General features: G+C 40.7%; 18 protein-coding genes. 14 read left to right on the top strand and 4 right to left on the bottom strand.

What is annotated here, in order from left to right; genetic code table 11:
• Positions 1-172: 172 nt before the first annotated feature.
• Both panB and WJR50_RS04870 read left to right on the top strand, forming a co-directional pair.
• On the top strand, positions 173-1,006 hold the full coding sequence (panB, locus tag WJR50_RS04875; RefSeq protein WP_341292109.1) for a 3-methyl-2-oxobutanoate hydroxymethyltransferase: 834 nt from the start codon (positions 173-175) through the stop codon (positions 1,004-1,006).
• A 193-nt stretch (positions 1,007-1,199) separates the two neighbouring features.
• Positions 1,200-2,594, top strand: coding sequence for a sigma-54-dependent transcriptional regulator (locus tag WJR50_RS04870; RefSeq protein WP_341292108.1), 1,395 nt, complete (start codon positions 1,200-1,202; stop codon positions 2,592-2,594).
• Here WJR50_RS04870 and WJR50_RS04865 read toward each other — a convergent pair.
• Positions 2,591-5,173, bottom strand: a complete 2,583-nt coding sequence (locus WJR50_RS04865) for an ATP-binding protein (RefSeq protein WP_341292107.1) — start codon at positions 5,171-5,173, stop codon at positions 2,591-2,593. The two genes, WJR50_RS04870 and WJR50_RS04865, sit on opposite strands and share 4 nt — an antisense overlap.
• 308 nt (positions 5,174-5,481) lie before the next feature.
• Between WJR50_RS04865 and WJR50_RS04860 the strand changes: the two genes are divergently transcribed.
• Entirely contained in the window at positions 5,482-5,982 is a 501-nt protein-coding gene (locus tag WJR50_RS04860) for a DUF4864 domain-containing protein (protein ID WP_341292106.1), read from the top strand.
• An 11-nt stretch (positions 5,983-5,993) separates the two neighbouring features.
• On the top strand, positions 5,994-6,638 hold the full coding sequence (locus tag WJR50_RS04855) for a carboxypeptidase-like regulatory domain-containing protein (protein WP_341292105.1): 645 nt from the start codon (positions 5,994-5,996) through the stop codon (positions 6,636-6,638).
• 3 nt (positions 6,639-6,641) lie between these two features.
• Here the strand turns inward: WJR50_RS04855 and crcB are convergent, their stop codons facing one another.
• Positions 6,642-7,016, bottom strand: a complete 375-nt coding sequence (crcB, locus tag WJR50_RS04850; protein WP_341292104.1) for a fluoride efflux transporter CrcB — start codon at positions 7,014-7,016, stop codon at positions 6,642-6,644.
• Positions 7,017-7,055: 39 nt separating this feature from the next.
• Positions 7,056-7,505 (bottom strand): hypothetical protein, encoded by a 450-nt coding sequence (locus WJR50_RS04845; protein ID WP_341292103.1) that lies wholly within the window; start codon positions 7,503-7,505, stop codon positions 7,056-7,058.
• Positions 7,506-7,631: 126 nt separating this feature from the next.
• Between WJR50_RS04845 and WJR50_RS04840 the strand changes: the two genes are divergently transcribed.
• On the top strand, positions 7,632-9,350 hold the full coding sequence (locus WJR50_RS04840) for a M61 family metallopeptidase (protein ID WP_341292102.1): 1,719 nt from the start codon (positions 7,632-7,634) through the stop codon (positions 9,348-9,350).
• 179 nt (positions 9,351-9,529) lie between these two features.
• Positions 9,530-10,912 (top strand): glycoside hydrolase family 88 protein, encoded by a 1,383-nt coding sequence (locus WJR50_RS04835; RefSeq protein ID WP_341292101.1) that lies wholly within the window; start codon positions 9,530-9,532, stop codon positions 10,910-10,912.
• Positions 10,913-11,066: 154 nt separating this feature from the next.
• Here the strand turns inward: WJR50_RS04835 and WJR50_RS04830 are convergent, their stop codons facing one another.
• Positions 11,067-11,453 carry a single-stranded DNA-binding protein gene (locus WJR50_RS04830; RefSeq protein ID WP_341292100.1) on the bottom strand — a complete coding sequence of 129 codons (387 nt, stop codon included), beginning with the start codon at positions 11,451-11,453 and terminating at the stop codon, positions 11,067-11,069.
• Between the two features lie 179 nt (positions 11,454-11,632).
• Between WJR50_RS04830 and WJR50_RS04825 the strand changes: the two genes are divergently transcribed.
• The 8 genes from WJR50_RS04825 (at position 11,633) to WJR50_RS04790 (ending at position 17,004) form a co-directional block, all read left to right on the top strand.
• Positions 11,633-12,421 (top strand): DUF4145 domain-containing protein, encoded by a 789-nt coding sequence (locus WJR50_RS04825; RefSeq protein WP_341292099.1) that lies wholly within the window; start codon positions 11,633-11,635, stop codon positions 12,419-12,421.
• 28 nt (positions 12,422-12,449) lie between these two features.
• Positions 12,450-12,632, top strand: a complete 183-nt coding sequence (locus tag WJR50_RS04820) for a hypothetical protein (RefSeq protein ID WP_341292098.1) — start codon at positions 12,450-12,452, stop codon at positions 12,630-12,632.
• Positions 12,619-12,957 (top strand): PIN domain-containing protein, encoded by a 339-nt coding sequence (locus WJR50_RS04815; RefSeq protein WP_341292097.1) that lies wholly within the window; start codon positions 12,619-12,621, stop codon positions 12,955-12,957. The genes WJR50_RS04820 and WJR50_RS04815 overlap by 14 nt, the downstream gene beginning before the upstream one ends.
• Positions 12,958-13,057: 100 nt before the next feature.
• Complete coding sequence (locus WJR50_RS04810; protein ID WP_341292096.1) at positions 13,058-13,549, top strand: GNAT family N-acetyltransferase; 492 nt, start codon at positions 13,058-13,060, stop codon at positions 13,547-13,549.
• Positions 13,546-13,926 carry a hypothetical protein gene (locus tag WJR50_RS04805; RefSeq protein WP_341292095.1) on the top strand — a complete coding sequence of 127 codons (381 nt, stop codon included), beginning with the start codon at positions 13,546-13,548 and terminating at the stop codon, positions 13,924-13,926. The genes WJR50_RS04810 and WJR50_RS04805 overlap by 4 nt, the downstream gene beginning before the upstream one ends.
• 191 nt (positions 13,927-14,117) lie before the next feature.
• Positions 14,118-14,936: a sugar phosphate isomerase/epimerase family protein gene (locus WJR50_RS04800; protein ID WP_341292094.1), complete on the top strand. Its 819-nt coding sequence runs from the start codon at positions 14,118-14,120 to the stop codon at positions 14,934-14,936.
• Between the two features lie 39 nt (positions 14,937-14,975).
• Positions 14,976-16,139 (top strand): Gfo/Idh/MocA family protein, encoded by a 1,164-nt coding sequence (locus tag WJR50_RS04795; RefSeq protein WP_341292093.1) that lies wholly within the window; start codon positions 14,976-14,978, stop codon positions 16,137-16,139.
• A gap of 94 nt (positions 16,140-16,233) precedes the next feature.
• Entirely contained in the window at positions 16,234-17,004 is a 771-nt protein-coding gene (locus WJR50_RS04790; RefSeq protein WP_341292092.1) for a 3-ketoacyl-ACP reductase, read from the top strand.
• Positions 17,005-17,070 lie beyond the last annotated feature (66 nt).

Raw genomic sequence — 17,070 nt, 5'->3', positions numbered from 1 at the left:
TCAAACTATTCAGAGAGTCTTACTCCTGAAATCAAATATGAGGAAGTTTATATAGGAAACATAAATTATCCCAAGTTCTTAATTATTTGCATAATTTTAATATTTTTTCACACTTGAGCTGGGCCGAATGTTTTCATATTTTTTTTGAATTATCATAAAATACGCGATCAATATGTCTGTACATCCATCAGAAGGTAATAGTGGCAAATTAAAGAAAGTCACTACACATCAACTTCAAATGATGAAAAATCGTGGAGAGAAAATCGCTATGCTTACAGCATATGATTATTCCATGGCTCGTGTACTGGATCAGGCAGGTATTGATGTGATACTTGTTGGAGATTCGGCATCAAATGTTATGGCAGGGCATGAGACCACGCTGCCCATTACACTAGATCAGATGATCTACCATGCCTCATCTGTAGTAAGAGGTATCCAACGCGCTTTTGTACTAGTAGATATACCTTTTGGAAGTTATCAGGGTAACTCATCGGAAGCTTTACGCTCTGCGATCCGGATCATGAAAGAATCTGGAGCACATGGCGTCAAGGTTGAAGGAGGGGAAGAAATACAGCAGTCAGTTGAAAGAATTGTAAAAGCAGGGGTACCCGTAATGGGTCATTTAGGGCTAACCCCTCAGTCTATTTATCAATTCGGGACATACACTGTGAGGGCCAAAGAAAAAACTGAAGCTGAAAAATTGATGAAGGATGCCAAAATTTTGGAAGAAAGCGGATGCTTTGGAGTGGTACTTGAAAAAGTACCAGCCGACTTAGCAAAAGAGGTTTCTTCCAACATAAGCATCCCTACCATTGGCATAGGAGCCGGTAGTGGAACTGATGGGCAGGTTTTGGTAGTACATGATATGCTGGGAATCACGCAGGATTTTCAGCCACGTTTTCTCAGACGATACGCAGATCTCAACACAGTCATGAACGCTGCAGTAAAAAACTATATCAAGGATGTGAAAGATATGCAGTTTCCAAATGATGATGAAAGCTATTGATTTGGCCAGAAAGAACTAGCTCTTCATAATTTAGTTATCTTGCGCAAACACAGCCAAGCCTTTTGCGCTTGTTTAGAATATAAATGTCAATTAATATCGGTAATGCTTAAATATTAGCATTGTACAATACTTCTTTTATAAGCTTGTTATTTTTATAGCCAAACACAACACTGTTTACCCATAGAATATAAGTATGAGTGATAAACCTCTAGTATTAATTATAGATGACGATCCTTCTTTCTGCTCCTTGTTAAAGTCTTTTTTATCAAAAAATAATTATCAGGTAGAAGAAGCACATACCGCAAGGGAAGGTTTGAGGTCCGTATATGATCATAGCTTTGACCTGGTGCTGATAGACTATCGCCTTCCTGACCTGGATGGACTGGAATTGTTGAAAAACATCAAAAAGAAATACTTTCATCTGCCAGTTATTATCATGACAAACTACGCCAACATCAGAACGGCAGTAGATGCGATGAAACTGGGAGCATTTGAATATGTCACTAAGCCTATAAACCCTGATGAGATATTGCTCACAATTGGTAATGCTCTTAAATCAGTAAAGGAAAACTCTGCCGATCAAAATACTGGGGGCACGGATAAGCCTAAAGCACCCTCCCCTTCCTTCATGTTTGTGGAAGGGAATAGCCCTCAGTCTCAGCAGGTAAAGAAACACATAGATCTGGTAGGCCCTACCAATCTTTCTGTAATTGTACAGGGGGAAAGCGGAACTGGTAAAGAGTATGTTTCAAGAAAAATTCATGAAAAGAGCGGGCGCAGAAAGAAACCTTTTGTGGCTTTGGATTGTGGAGCATTATCTGAAGATCTGGCGGGAAGTGAGCTTTTTGGTCATCTAAAAGGTTCATTCACAGGAGCCCTGCAAGACAAAATAGGACAGTTTCAGGCAGCAAATGAAGGAACACTGTTTCTGGATGAAATAGGTAACCTGTCTTATGATATACAGGTCAAATTGCTGAGAGCTATTCAAGAACGCACCATACGTCAGATTGGGAGTAATAAAAATATAGACGTAGATGTAAGGCTTATTGTAGCTACCAATGAAAATCTGGATCAGGCTGTCAAAGAAGGCGAGTTTCGCGAAGATCTGTTCCACAGACTGAATGAATTTCAAATTAAAGTTCCTGCCCTAAGGGATAGAAAATCCGATATTCCGGAATTTGTAGATCATTTTCTAAATCAGTCCAACCATGAACTGGGAAAAGAAGTGAAAGGTCTGGAGCCGGAAGTACTGGAGAAACTACAGGACTACCACTGGCCAGGAAATATCAGAGAACTTAAAAATGTAATTCGCCGGGCAGTACTACTCACTACTGGCGAAAGAATTTCAATGGACACTTTGCCGCCGGAAATTATCAGCCCGGTGAGTAATGAAATGGAACAGCAAAACCATGCCTCATCCCTTAATCCTCATAACCCGGACCTGAAAGCTATACAGGAAAAAACGGAGAAGGCACTCATTGAGGAAACGCTTATTAAGGTGAAGTATAACAAAACACTGGCTGCCAAAATGCTTAATATAGACCGTAAGACACTGTACAATAAACTCAAACGGTATAATTTGGACTAACTTACCTGAGTTTTTAGCAGCTCTTTCTTCTTATTTAGAGCTGCTAATAATTTTTCTGTAAGAAGTAATACTTCACCTACACTTTCTTTCCAGGGAAATTTAGTATTCACTTTTCCATTTTTAACCATTTGCGCTTCGTGTTCTAACTTCCTCAACAGCAAAGCTAGTTCATGCACTTCAAGCTGCTGTACATTAGGAAACATCTTATGGGCGTGATAGGCAACAGTTTGATAATCATCAACTTCTACTGCCTCTTTCATTTGTGTACTAGAGTCAACTAATACTCCGGAAAAACTTTCAATAAAACCTAAAAGAGCATCCTGATCATCTCCTATAAAGCGGATGATGTTTTCCAGCGAATAAAAATCATCTGGCTCCTCAGTATAGGAATCAACTTTATGGTTGTTCCCAACAGCAATCTCATTCAGACTTTCTGTTGAGGAAACAAGGTATTTGTCAAGTACCAGATACACTTCTTTTTCATTGAAAGGTTTGTGCAGAACATCAGTGAATCCTCTCTCTTCAAAATAATGAATATTCTCGGTCACTCGTGCCGTAAATGCTACGACAGGAATATCTGCTTGATCAGAAGCACGTATATGAGCCACTACTTCCTCGCCATGCATTCCGGGCATCTGCAAATCAGAAAGCACCAGATCCACAGCGTTATTAACAAGTAAATTCAGGCCCTCTTCCCCATTATAGGCTACATAACATTTAACTCCCCACTTTTCAATAATCAATGATAATAGCTTGGTATTGAGCTGGTCATCATCTATAATCAGTACCTTGCTTCCTGTAAACATGTGGTTATTAGAAGTATCAGATACAGCCACTATACTCTCAAATTCTTCTTTGGTAGATACACCAAAAGGTAAAGCAACATAAAATGTTGATCCCTCTCCTACTTCGCTTTCCAATGCCATCTCTCCACCCTGAGACTCTACAATTTTTTTGCTAATGGATAAGCCCAGCCCTGTTCCTCCGTATTTTCGGGTATCAGAAACATCGGATTGCACAAAGGCCTCAAAGATGTGCTTTTGCTTTTCAGGAGCTATACCAATTCCAGTGTCTACTACTTCAAGTTGGGCTTTAATTTTACCATTGCCCATGGGCTTAAGCTTACAGCGAATGATCACCCCACCTTCTTCGGTAAACTTGATGGCATTAGAAACAAGGTTATACAAAACCTGTCTCAAACGAAAAGCGTCACCATTCAGATAGCGATAGTTTTCTCCCTCTATTTCAAAATGAATTTGCAAATCTTTTTTCTCAGCCTGAAAGCTCATATCCCGCTGTATCTGCTCAATGAGGGCTTTTATATCAAAATGCTGATGCTCAAATTTGAGTTGTCCGGCTTCAATTTTTGAAAAATCCAGAATATCATTGACCAGTGCTAACAAATGGGAGGAAGAACTGTCTACTGCTGACAAGTACTCCTGCTGGGTATTTTGAAGCCTGGTTTTTTTGAGTTGATTCGTAAAACCAAGTATAGCCGTAAGGGGAGTACGAATTTCATGACTCATATTGGCCAGAAAGTCCTCTTTTACCTTTGCCAGTTGTTCTGCCCTGGCTTTGGCTTTTTCAAGTTGCGACTTCAAAGAATCGCTTTTGGCAATGTCAGAAAAGATAAGGTAAATAAAGATAAAAGTACTGCCCAGTGCTACCAACAAGATGATTCCCAGACGAGAAAGCGAACTTTGCAGTATATTTTTAGCTTCAGCAGATTGCTCCTGATAACTTTCTTGTCGAGCCTGTTTAACCTGACTAATCAAAGCATTGATCCGGTTCATCACCTCAGCATTATTAGACAAGTATTTTAATTCCTGACGATCAAGATACTTTTCGGTAGCTGCCTGCTCACTTTTAAGTTTCGTAAGCATTTGCCGTACAGAGTCTATACTTAAATTTGCTAAGGCAGTGGTATCTACTGTGAGTGAGTCAACTTCTGTAGCTACCTGTGTCGTATCGGATTCATTTTTATTATTACCAAAAAATCTACCCAGGAATTTTCTAAAAGAAGCTTTCTCAGCTTCATTATCTACTTTATTGGGCTCTACTTTCTCAGGAACATTACCGTCTGTATTTACAGTATCACTAACTGCAGTGATCTGTGAGGAATCTTTGACTGAAGGTGATTCCGCATTTAATTGCTCCAAGGCTCTGTCATAAAACTGGAAAGCATCTCTCCGTTCTTTGATTTTCATAAAATCATCCATACTTACCAGCTTGGCATTGATCAGAGCAAGGATAGAGTCCAGTTCACTTTCATCAAATGCGCTGACTTCTTTAAGCGCCTGTACTCGGGCACGGATATCAAATACCTGTGAATCATACTCCTTAAGCTTTCTGGCACTTTTGGTAATGGTATATTCCTGTAGGCTGTTCTCAGATTTATTGACCATAAACATGATGCTATCAATCTGCTGAAGCTTAGGATCCGGACTAGAGAGCGTCTGAACTGCCTGCGAGAGCTGATCATAGCTATTATAAGCTACACCCGAAGCTACTGCGATGGCTATCAGAATAAAGCCAAAGCCGAGAAGAACTTTTGATTTAAGGTAAAAAGAACGGTTCATGCGCATAAGATAGAATACTTAAGCAGGGAAAATATTATACCAATGAATATACGGACTTGAGATAGCTTTAATGAATAAATAAGTGTGGAAAAATTCCACATAAAGTGTATTACAGCAGTAGCTCAGACATAATAGATACGTAATCGTGACACAGAAAGTATGAGCGAGTAGCAAGCTGTACTAAATAAGTGTTAACTCATTAATTTATTAGCTTTTCTGTTAAGTATAATTAATTCATAGTCAAAAGATTACATAATCATTAAACATCATTACCGCTCTCTAAGTTTGAAATAAAAATATGTAAGGATATGCAAAGAACTTTACTTATCTGCTTTTCAGTACTGGCAATGATTCTCATAGTATTCGCACTTTGGAATACTACTGAGCCTACCTCTACTCGCGCTAATTCCATAAAAGTTAACAATGAAGGGGAAGCTTTAGTACCTATACCTAAGCTGGGACCGCAGGAGGTGGTAGACATACAACTGAAGGCCATGAAAACTAATGATCAGCCTTATGAAAATCATGGTATTGAAGTGGCTTTTCGTTTTGCTTCTCCCTCCAATAAAGAAATTACCGGCCCGCTGAGCAAATTTGTAAGACTAGTACAAAATGATGTTTATCAGTCTTTACTAAACTTTAAGCAATACGGCCTGGACGATGTAGATATCAAGGGCAATAAGGCAATACAGAAAGTAACACTGATTGATGCAGAAGATCAGCCTGCCGTATATTATTTTAAGCTATCACTACAGCAGGAAGAACCTTTTGTTGATTGCTGGATGACGGATGGTGTAGTTCCTCAATAAAACTTTTTAATATGTTCAGATACTTAATTGTAATACTTTTTTTGACCACTACTTTGGCTTCAGCACAAGAAGTTGACAACCTCAATGCTTCAGACAGCATACAGATCAGCGGAGTGGTCATTAACGCAGATAGTTTACAGCAAATACCCAATGCTAATATTTTGATAAACAATCAGCCGCTAGGATTTGCCACTGATACCAGTGGTTATTTTTCCATCTTCGCACAACCTTATGATACCATCACCTTTACATCAATAGGATACAGGGAGGGTAAGTTTGTAGTGCCCGAAGGCCTGCAAGGCCTCAATTATTCATTGGTAGAAACACTTGTACCTGATACCATGATGCTGGATGAAGTCACAATCTATCCATTACCTACAGCCGATGAGTTTGTAGAATCTTTCCAAGACTTGAGCCTTATTTATACGGATAAATATGAAGCCATGCGTGATAATATAGAGCGTATTGATACGATGGAAGACGAAGAACTTTTCCTGAGTAAGTACCAGCCGGTAGACATTAATTTTGGTTACGGCAGGATGTACAATAATGAATGGGGTCCTATCCCTGCTAATAATTTTCTTAATCCCGCTCAATGGTCACGTTTCATCAACGATTTGCAGGAACTAAACCTGAGTGACGATAATCTGGAATAACTTTTATGAAAAGCGTACGAGTGACATGCCGGCAAATACTGCGGCCAAGCCCAAGATTACACTGGCAGCAGCATAAATAATAAAGGTAAGGTACTGACCATGATTGATCAGCGTGAGACTGTCATAAGAAAAAGTGGAGAAAGTAGTGAACCCTCCACAAAAACCTGAAATCCAAATCCGACTGGTGCTGTCATCTACAAATTCCCTTGCCCAAAGTCCATATAAAACGCCAATCAGCAGGCTACCCACAATATTTACTGTAAAAGTACCAAAAGGAAAGTGTGTACTCACCTGACGGTTAATCATTACTGAAATCAGAAAACGTAAAGCACTACCCAAAAACCCTCCAATTCCTACAAGTAATAGATTTGATAACATATATTATTTCTAAGTTAACATCATGGCAAGGTACTATGCTTAATCGGACTTCATCTCATTTTTTCGGTAATGCTTACGAAAAAAATTCACTGTTTTTTCATAATTATCATGTTCCTGATTGGCAATGCGAAAAAATTTCTTGTGAGCAAAGTAAACCTCCAACTGTTTGAAAGTACCATTTGCCGTCTTCACACGTTCTTCTTTCCAGTGATCAAGCTCTTTTAGATAAAGGCGTCTCTTTACCAAACCAAACAAACTGAATACATCTACTCTGTTTTTGTCAATGATCACCTTTTTGTAACTGCTGAGCATTTTAATGGTTACAAAGAATGAGACAATTAGCACTATCAAAAGCAACACATACATCCACCCTGAGGTATCGGAACTGTTTATAATACTGATAAGTAGATAAATTGCCGAGCCATAACTTAGAATCAAAAATACGCCAATGGCAAAAAAAGTATTGAATTTTGGCCTGGTTACGATCATATCTTCTCTTATTAACCTGCTTGCGATTTTTTGCAGTAAAATTCCGGATCAAAATTTAGTATTTTCAAACATCTGCTGTAAGCTTGTCTGTACAATTATTAATTTTCCTGTCTGAAAATATTTGCTATGATCCACTATAATATATCTTATACATACCCCAATCGTCAGCTTATAGATTTTGAACTTGAGTTTACCCCTCAGGAGGAAACCACCTTACTACAACTGCCCTCCTGGAGACCGGGGCGCTATGAGCTAGGCAATTTTGCCAAAAACATCCAACGCCTGAGCATGCAGGATGAAAAAGGAAAAGCTGTAGCCTTCCAGAAAGTCAGCAAAGACCAGTGGCAGGTGAACACACAAAATATCCAGACGCTGAACGTAAAATACAGTTATTATGCCGCTGAGATGACTGCCGGTTCCTGCTGGCTGGATGAGGAGCAAATATACATCAACTTTGTAAACTGTATCCTTTTTCCGCACAACAGACAGGAAGAAACTTACCAAATCAAATTCAACTTACCTGATCACTATCAAATTGTTTGCGGACTCAAAGAAATTAATAAATTTGTGCTGGAAGCCCCCAGTTTTTACCATCTCGCTGAATCACCTCTAATCGCCTGTAGCAAACCCACGCACTGGCAGTATGAAGTGGCAGGTTCACGCTTTCACCTTTGGTTTCAGGGCAACGTACACCTGGATAAAGAAGCTACGCTGCGGGATTTTGAACGCTTCACCAAAGTACAGATAGAGGCTATGGGCGACTTTCCCTGCGAGGATTACCATTTTATCTACCAGTTCCTCCCCTACCGGGCTTATCATGGGGTTGAGCATTTTAACTCCACGCTCGTTATTCTGGGACCAGCAGAAGAGATTAAGCAGCGAAGTAAGCTTTATCATGATTTTATTGGAGTAAGCTCACACGAACTTTTTCATACCTGGAATATCATCCGCATTCGTCCCAAAGAGATGATGCCTTATGATTACAGCAAGGAAAATTACTTCACCACCGGCTATGTAGCTGAAGGAGCTACTACCTACTATGGTGACTTATTTCTCGCCCGCGGAGGAGTGATCAGTAAGCAGGAATATTTTGATGAGCTAAATAAGGTTTTCAAGCGACACTTTGAAAACTTTGGAAGATTTTACTACTCACTGGCCGCCTCCTCTTTTGACCTCTGGCTGGATGGTTATGTACCAGGTATACCTAATCGCAAAGTATCTATTTATGTAAAAGGAGCTATCATCAGCCTTATGCTTGACCTTACGCTACGCAAGCATACCCAAAATCAGCACTCACTGGATACTTTGATGAAAGAACTGTGGCTGAACTTTGGAAAAGAAAAAAGAGGCTACTCACCTCAGGATATTGTTGAAATAGCCTCACGACTGGCCGGTAGAGATTTGAATACTTTTTTCAATAAATATGTGGATGGTGTAGTACCCGTAGAAGAAGACCTAAACGCCCTGCTCCGTACAGTAGGTTGCCAATTGAAAGTAAATGATTCCGGAAGTCTGAGCGAAAGATGGTACGGCTTCAGAGCCATACAGAAAGAAGGAAAACTATTGGTCGGCACTATTGAGCCCAACTCTCCGGCAGATAAGGCCCTTTCTAAAGAGGATGAAATCATTGCCATCAACGGACAAAAATATAATGAATCTCCCGACGAACTGCTTGACGATAGCCATCAGGTAGAGATAACTGTGGTAAGAAGGCAAAAACTGATGGCTGTGACTTTGGTACAGGATAGCAAAACGTACTTCAAGCAATATACCATCGCCCAAAGAGGAGATGCCACAAATGCTGAGAAACAGAGTTTTGAGCAATGGCTAAATACAGCGTGGTAACATGGTATTTGGGTATCTTCATGCATACTAAAATGACAGACGCTATTTAATCTTAGAAAGATGTTTTCTATTATTCTCATTCAAATTTGTAAATTCGCAGGCAATCGATTACGCATTGACTATGCTTGCTGATAGTTAACTGAACATTAAAGTATTAATTTTTTCTAACCATAATAAGCATGCTAAAAATCAACCAACAGCTTAAAGCAGAGGATCTGCTGCCAAAAATAGAACGTCTATGGGAGCTTTCTGCTGCTAAAATTCAGAACATTGAAGACAAGTACGATAAATCTAAAGGTTCACCGGTGTTTACAGTAAAAGGCAGATACACTACCCGCGGCTGGACAGAATGGACGCAGGGTTTTCAGTATGGCTCTGCCATCTTACAGTTTGACGCTACCGGAGACCAGAAGTTCCTGAAAAGTGGAAAGGAAAACACAGTAAAACTTATGGCTCCTCATGTCAGCCATATCGGAGTTCATGACCACGGCTTCAATAATGTTAGTACCTATGGCAACCTGCTCCGCCTGATGAAAGAAGGCAAAATTGAGCATAACGAATGGGAACAGAATTTTTATGAGCTGGCGTTAAAAATCTCGGGAGCCGTGCAAGCCACCCGCTGGACACCAATCAAAAACGGAGGATTTATCCACTCTTTCAACGGCCCTCACTCCCTTTTTGTGGACACCATTCGCTCCTGCCGTTCGCTTATGGTGAGCCATCAGTTTGGGCATGTATTGCAAACTGAAAATGATGTCAAAATCAATTTGCTCAAAAGAGCGCTGATGCACATCAAAGCAACCGCTGACTATTCAGTATACTATGGAGAAGGAAGGGATAGCTACGATGTACGCGGACGTACGGCACACGAGCAGATTTTCAATACCAAAGATGGCAACTACCGCTGCCCCAACTCTCAGCAGGGCTATACCGGATTTAGTACCTGGACCAGAGGACTCGCGTGGGCGATGTGCGGATTTCCTGAAGAGCTTGAATTTGTTGACACGCTCAGCGACGAGGACTTGTCAGCTTATGGGGAAAGAGACGAAATTGTAAGCTTTATGCTGAAAGCCGCCCAGGCTACCTGCGACTTTTTCATTGAAAATACCCCAACCGATGGTATTCCTTACTGGGACACTGGCGCTCCTAAGCTTCATAAGCTAGGCGACTACCTCAGCCGTCCTTCTGATCCTTACAATGATTACGAACCCATAGACAGTTCTGCTGCTGCCATTGGAGCACAAGGATTATTACGACTGGGAAAATACCTGATGTCAAAAGGTAAAGATGAGGCCGGTAAGAAATATTATCAGGCAGGATTGACTGTGCTGGATTCGCTTTTTGAAGAGCCTTACATCAGCGTTGACGAAAACCATCAGGGATTACTGCTGCATTCTATTTACCATGAGCCCAATGGCTGGGACTATGTACCGGAAGGCAGCAAAATTGCCAATGGAGAGTCCAGTATGTGGGGAGATTACCATGCCCGGGAAGTTGCCCTTTATGTGCAGCGTTTGGCGAAGAAAGAAGCTTACTATACTTTTTACCGCTGCGGAGAATAAATCACTCTGACCACAAAATTGACAAAAGCCGGCCCCAGAAGATCCGGCTTTTCGCCTTTATAACTAAACCATATATTAAACACTTTTGCTTTGGCTACTGAGCCTATCTGAAAACTTAAGACTTACAGTAAGCAGCTCAATTGCTCATGCTTTATTAAAAAGGCAGCTCTTCGTAAGCAGCTTCCTGCTCGGCAACTTCTGAGCCTTTTTCCTTCAGCCTCTTACCCACCAGCATGATATCCGAAGCGATGATTTCAGTCACATACCTTTTGATACCATTTTTATCTTCATAATTGCGGTAGCTGATTTTACCTTCTACCACTACTTCCTGACCTTTGATCAGCAGGTTTTCACTCACCTCCGCAAGCTTACCCCAGGCGACTACCTGATGCCACTGCGTATCCTGTACTCGTTCGCCAGCACTATTCTTGTAAACTTCAGAAGTAGCCAAAGAAAACTGCGCGACCATCTTGCCACTGTTCAAAGTTCTTACTTCAGGGTCTTGACCTAATCTTCCGATCAATTGTACGCGATTTTTCATTGCATTCATGTCTGTAAAATTTTGAGTTAAACTATTTGTCGTTTGACATCAGCAAAGTAACTACAGCGGGTAAACTTTAGTCGGTTATTAAGCGTTTACAGTCGTGTATAGTCGTTTGTAAACGTTTGCAAACGGATGAAACTTTTGTTAGCTTAAGGTAGCACTACTATATAAACATAATGAAAACAGAAGATTGGACACATAAAAGATTCGTCAGAAGCAGAATCCCTCATTGGAAATGTCCAACTTGTAATTCTGCAACTTTAATATTAGAGAATCAGATAATTGAAAAACCATCTTCTGAAGCTCAGAACTTTCCAAAAGAGTATTACAATGAGTATACAGGCAATAATGAACCTTACCCTGATATAGAAGACTTTCCTGGACTGAATGGTAGATTTTCCTTTTTTTTAAGATGTCCTAACATTACTTGTAAAGAACATGTGCAAGTTTCGGGAGTAATGAACTCTGAGTTTTATTACTACAATGAAGAATATTCTCACGAACTGGTTAATTGTTACTGTCCCAAATATATTGACCCTCCCATCCACATCATCAACATTCATGAAAATTACCCAGAAAGGATAAAAAACATTTTAACCGATTCTTTTTTGCTTTACTGGATAGATAATTCAGCATGCGCAAACAAAATCCGCACTGCTATTGAGTTTATTTTAGATGAAATAAAAATTCAGAAGAGAGTGCTTAACAAAAAGAAAAAATATGAGAAGTTAAGCTTACATAAAAGAATAGAAATTCTTGAAAAAAAAGATAAAAAAACTTCAAGCTACTTGATGTCTATCAAGTGGATAGGTAACTCAGGCTCTCATTTAGATACATTGACGAACACCAATGTCTTAGATGCTTATGAACTACTTGATAAAGCATTGAATAGATTATTTGTGAAAGATGAAGAGCGACTTGAAAGCTTGAGTAAAAAAATTAATAGAATGAAAAAGCCTTTTTAAAGCTCTAACCTTAACCCTATCAATATTTATGTTAACAGTAATAAAAAAAGAAACACCTAAAGAGGAGATAAAAAGACAGATAGACGAAGTTGTCTCAAGAACACCCACCGGAAACCTGATGAAATACGCTGGAAAGCTAAAATTAAATACTGGAAAGAAACGTATTGATCCGCTGGCTTATCAAAAGATATTAAGAGATGAGTGGGAATAGCCTTTTTGTAGACACCAATATCCTACTTTATTTTCTGGACGGAGACTCAGATGTGATTGAAATGATTGCTGACAAGAATATTATTATTTCTTTCATCAGTGAACCTGAACTCCTTGCTTTTCCCAAAATATCTGCTGTCTCAGAAGAGACAATCAAAGGACTTCTTAAAAATTGTACAATTGTAGACATTAGCCCTGAAATTAAAGATTTGACGATTGAGTTCAGAAGAAAATCAAAACTTAAGTTCCTGATGCAATTGTTGCTACTACGGCATTGTACCTCAAATTACCATTACTTACTGCTCACAAACAGTTCCGCACAGTGAGTGAGTTGGAAGTGATTTTATATGAATTGTAGAATAAAACACACTCTCTTGTCAAAGCCGACAATGTCTTAAGCATCGGTTTCTTTCAATATTTACAAAGATGCAAACAGAAAATATACATATCATAGAAGCTTCATCGGAAGAAGATTATACCCTGGGTAGGTTGCTGTTTATGCAATATGCTGAAGGTATAGGCATACCGCTTAGTTTTCAAAAATTTGAAGATGAGCTGGCTCATTTGCAAAGCATGTACGCTCGTCCTAAGGGCGTACTGCTATTAGCAAAACAAGATGATGGGCAGACGCTCGGTTGTGTGGCTGTCCGTCCGCTGGAACCAAATGTAGCCGAGCTCAAAAGAATGTATGTCACTGAGCAGGCCAGAGGAAGTGGTACGGGCAGAAAACTGCTGCAAAGAGCCCTAGACCTGAGCAAAGAGTTAGGTTATGACTTCATACGTCTGGATACACTTTCCAATATGCTGCCTGCTATCCATCTATATCGGGAAGCGGGCTTTTATGAAATTCCTGCTTACTACTATAACCCCTTTGACAATGCCATGTTTTTTGAAAAAAAAATTAACGAACTAATATGAACGAATCTGTAGAAGAAAGCGAAAAGGCTTGCCTGGAATGCGGCACGCCTATCAGGGGCAGAGCAGATAAAAAGTATTGTTCTGATGCCTGCCGCAATGCTTATCATAACAAGCATACCAGTGATGCCAATAACCTTATGCGTAATGTCAATTATACTTTACGTAAAAACAGGCATATCCTGGCCGATCTCAATCCACAAGGTAAGGCCAGAGTGCATCGGGATCAGCTCAACCGAAAAGGTTTTAATTTCAATTATATTACGAATGTATACCAGACCAAAAGTGGTACGATTTATCATTTTTGCTATGATCAGGGCTATATCGTATCCGATGATGACTATTTTACTTTGGTGGTGAAGAAAGACTATATTGACTAAACCTAACCCCTTTAATGAATAATGATGATTGACAAATGATTAGTATTAAGACTTATTTATTCTCCTTCATTAGGCATTATTCATTCGTTATCTATCATCATTCACTAAACATCCACCATTATCCATACGGGTTTAAATTTTTTTATTAATTTGAGGCTTCAATAAGTAACAGCAACCTCAATTTTTTACTCTTGGAGAACTTAAACCGACTTTGTATACATACCATCACTACCAAACCCTGGCCGATAGAAATAGCTGCTGAAAAATTTGCCCAGTCGGGTGTTAGTGGTATTACCGTCTGGAGAGATGCTTTGGACGGGCGTGATGTTCAAAAAACGGGCGAAATGCTCAGGCAGCATAATCTGGAGATCGTATCGCTTTGTCGTGGAGGATTTTTTCCTGCCACTTCATCAGAAAAAAGGAATTTAGCCATTGACGATAATAAAAAAGCCATAGATGAAGCTGCCGCCTTAGGCGCACCTGCAGTGGTACTGGTTTGTGGCGCCGATCCTGCTCAGCCTTTGTCAACTTCTCGCAGGCAGATTCAGGAAGCTATAGAAAGCTTAATCCCTCATGCGGAAGCTAATAATGTCAAATTATCCATAGAGCCACTTCACCCCATGTATGCCGACACACGCTCAGCCATCAATACGCTGGCCCAGGCCAATGATATGGCGGAGTCAATCAACTCTCCCTGGGTAGGTATCGCGGTAGATGTATATCACCTGTGGTGGGATGATCTCTTGCAGTCTGAAATCATGCGCTGCGGACGTAACGGAAATTTGTTCGCTTTCCACATCTGCGACTGGAAATCACCTACTGAGCATATGCTGCTTGACCGTGGTCTGATGGGTGAAGGCTGCATCAATGTACCTGAAATCCGGGGCTGGGTAGAAGAAGCAGGATTTGAAGGCATGAACGAAGTAGAAATATTCTCTGAACACTACTGGAGAATGGATCAGGATGAATTCCTGGACAGGATTGTCAAGGCCTATCTGGAAAAAAGTTAAACTATAATTATTACATATATTCTAACCTATTGAATTGAAATGAGCGAAAAGAATACGACTACCCATAAGGTAGGTATTATCATGAACGGAGTGACCGGACGCATGGGGACCAATCAGCACCTGATGCGTTCTATCGTAGAAATTATCAGGCAAGGTGGTGTCAGAATCAGTCCTACTGAGACCATTATGCCCGACCCTATCCTTGTAGGTCGTAATGCTGCCAAGCTGGAGAAGCTGTGCAAAATGTCTGGAATAGAAAAATATACCACCAATCTGGATGAGGTGATGCACGATGATCACTATTCCATCTATTTTGACTCTCAGACTACCGGACGACGTGCTGCTGCCGTAAAGCAGGCTGCTGAGGCAGGCAAGCACGTATATTGCGAAAAGCCCACTGCCGTTGACACAGCCACTGCATTAGACATCTACAAATTCTGTCAGGAAAAAGGGGTAAAGAATGGTGTGGTTCAGGATAAACTTTTCCTGCCCGGTCTCCGCAAGGTACAGCGACTTATTGAGAATGGCTTCTTTGGAGAAATTCTTTCTATCCGGGGAGAGTTTGGCTACTGGGTATTTGAAGGAGACACCATTCCTGCTCAGCGCCCTTCATGGAACTACAAAAAAGAAGAAGATGGTGGTATCATCGTAGATATGCTCTGCCACTGGCGCTATGTGCTGGATGGTATTTTTGGTAATGTAAAAGCGGTCTCCTGCCTGGGTGCTACGCATATTCCTGAGCGGGTAGATGAACAAGGCAATACGTACAAAGCCACCGCTGATGATTCTGCCTACGCTACTTTTGAGCTGGAAGGTGGTATCATCGCCCATTTCAACTCTTCCTGGACTGTACGGGTACGCCGTGATGATCTGCTTACCCTACAGATAGATGGGACCAAAGGCTCAGCAGTTGCCGGATTGCGCGATTGCTGGATACAGCACTATGGCAATACCCCTAAGCCGGTCTGGAATCCTGACATTCCGCAGCCTATCAACTTCTATGAAGGCTGGGCTAAAGTGCCCGAGCAGGAATTCCATGACAATGCTTTCAAAGTACAGTGGGAGATGTTCCTGCGCCATGTGGTGAAAGATGAGCCATTTCCTTACTCTCTGCTGGAAGGTGCCAAAGGGGTACAACTGGCAGAAAAAGGACTGGAAAGCTGGGAAAAACGCTGCTGGGTAGATATTCCGTCTCTGAGTTAAATGTTATAAGTTTAAGGTTAAAGGTTAGCTAACTTTTAACCTTAAGCTATTCGTTTTTCCTTTAACTTTTGACATTCAACTTTTAACTACATTCATGAAAAAAGTAGCATTTGTAACCGGTGGTAGCCGGGGTATCGGATTAGGAATAGCAGAAGAACTAGCCAAAGTAGGCTTTGACATTGCCATCAACGGGATGCGCCCGGCCGAAGCAGTAAGTGATGTATTGGAAAAGATCAAATCATATGGCGTAGATGCTTTGTACTGCCAGGGAGATATTGGCTCAACCGAGGCCCGACAAAGCATGCTGACTGCCATCAAAGATCATTATGGTCAACTCAATGTATTGGTCAATAATGCCGGTGTAGCTCCCAAAGAGAGAAAAGACCTTTTGGATGCCAGTGAAGAAAGCTTTGAATACGTAGTCAAAACCAATCTGCAAGGCCCTTATTTTCTGACCCAGCAAGCCGCTAACTGGATGATTGAGCAGAAAAAGGCCAAAACTGATTTTAAAGCTTCCATTATCAATATATCCTCAATTTCTGCGACCATCGCTTCAGTTAACCGTGGAGAATATTGTATCTCCAAAGCAGGCATGAGCATGATGACGCTTCTTTTTGCATCACGCCTAGGAGAATTTGATATTCCCGTATTTGATGTGCGCCCCGGAATTATTAAAACTGATATGACTTCCGGTGTGACAGAAAAGTATGATAAATTGATTGCGGGAGGATTATGTGCGCAACCTCGCTGGGGCTTACCGGAAGATGTAGGTAAGGCAGTTTCTGCGCTTGCTCAGGGTTACTTCCCCTACTCCAGCGGCCAAACCATCATGGTTGATGGTGGCCTGACAATACCCAGGCTTTAGCAAGAGTAATTTTTTTCTTCTCTTGAAGAACAATCGATTGCTTAGACAGAAAATATTTTTAACAAT

It is taken from the genome of Catalinimonas locisalis, from assembly GCF_038039535.1.
Taxonomy (GTDB): domain Bacteria; phylum Bacteroidota; class Bacteroidia; order Cytophagales; family Cyclobacteriaceae; genus Catalinimonas.
Note: the sequence above shows the minus strand (reverse complement) of the source record. Positions and strands in the feature narration are given on the sequence as shown.

Bases quoted from the DNA above. Each gene is read 5' to 3' on its own strand.
- WJR50_RS04870 (WP_341292108.1), top strand. From the start codon at position 1,200: ATGAGTGATAAACCTCTAGTATTAATTATAGATGACGATCCTTCTTTC.
- WJR50_RS04845 (WP_341292103.1), bottom strand. From the start codon at position 7,505: ATGATCGTAACCAGGCCAAAATTCAATACTTTTTTTGCCATTGGCGTA.
- WJR50_RS04810 (WP_341292096.1), top strand. From the start codon at position 13,058: ATGCAAACAGAAAATATACATATCATAGAAGCTTCATCGGAAGAAGAT.
- WJR50_RS04805 (WP_341292095.1), top strand. From the start codon at position 13,546: ATGAACGAATCTGTAGAAGAAAGCGAAAAGGCTTGCCTGGAATGCGGC.
- crcB (WP_341292104.1), bottom strand. From the start codon at position 7,016: ATGTTATCAAATCTATTACTTGTAGGAATTGGAGGGTTTTTGGGTAGT.
- WJR50_RS04860 (WP_341292106.1), top strand. From the start codon at position 5,482: ATGCAAAGAACTTTACTTATCTGCTTTTCAGTACTGGCAATGATTCTC.
- WJR50_RS04825 (WP_341292099.1), top strand. From the start codon at position 11,633: ATGAAAACAGAAGATTGGACACATAAAAGATTCGTCAGAAGCAGAATC.
- WJR50_RS04855 (WP_341292105.1), top strand. From the start codon at position 5,994: ATGTTCAGATACTTAATTGTAATACTTTTTTTGACCACTACTTTGGCT.
- WJR50_RS04840 (WP_341292102.1), top strand. From the start codon at position 7,632: ATGATCCACTATAATATATCTTATACATACCCCAATCGTCAGCTTATA.
- panB (WP_341292109.1), top strand. From the start codon at position 173: ATGTCTGTACATCCATCAGAAGGTAATAGTGGCAAATTAAAGAAAGTC.
- WJR50_RS04830 (WP_341292100.1), bottom strand. From the start codon at position 11,453: ATGAAAAATCGCGTACAATTGATCGGAAGATTAGGTCAAGACCCTGAA.
- WJR50_RS04820 (WP_341292098.1), top strand. From the start codon at position 12,450: ATGTTAACAGTAATAAAAAAAGAAACACCTAAAGAGGAGATAAAAAGA.
- WJR50_RS04865 (WP_341292107.1), bottom strand. From the start codon at position 5,173: ATGAACCGTTCTTTTTACCTTAAATCAAAAGTTCTTCTCGGCTTTGGC.
- WJR50_RS04835 (WP_341292101.1), top strand. From the start codon at position 9,530: ATGCTAAAAATCAACCAACAGCTTAAAGCAGAGGATCTGCTGCCAAAA.
- WJR50_RS04815 (WP_341292097.1), top strand. From the start codon at position 12,619: ATGAGTGGGAATAGCCTTTTTGTAGACACCAATATCCTACTTTATTTT.
- WJR50_RS04790 (WP_341292092.1), top strand. From the start codon at position 16,234: ATGAAAAAAGTAGCATTTGTAACCGGTGGTAGCCGGGGTATCGGATTA.
- WJR50_RS04795 (WP_341292093.1), top strand. From the start codon at position 14,976: ATGAGCGAAAAGAATACGACTACCCATAAGGTAGGTATTATCATGAAC.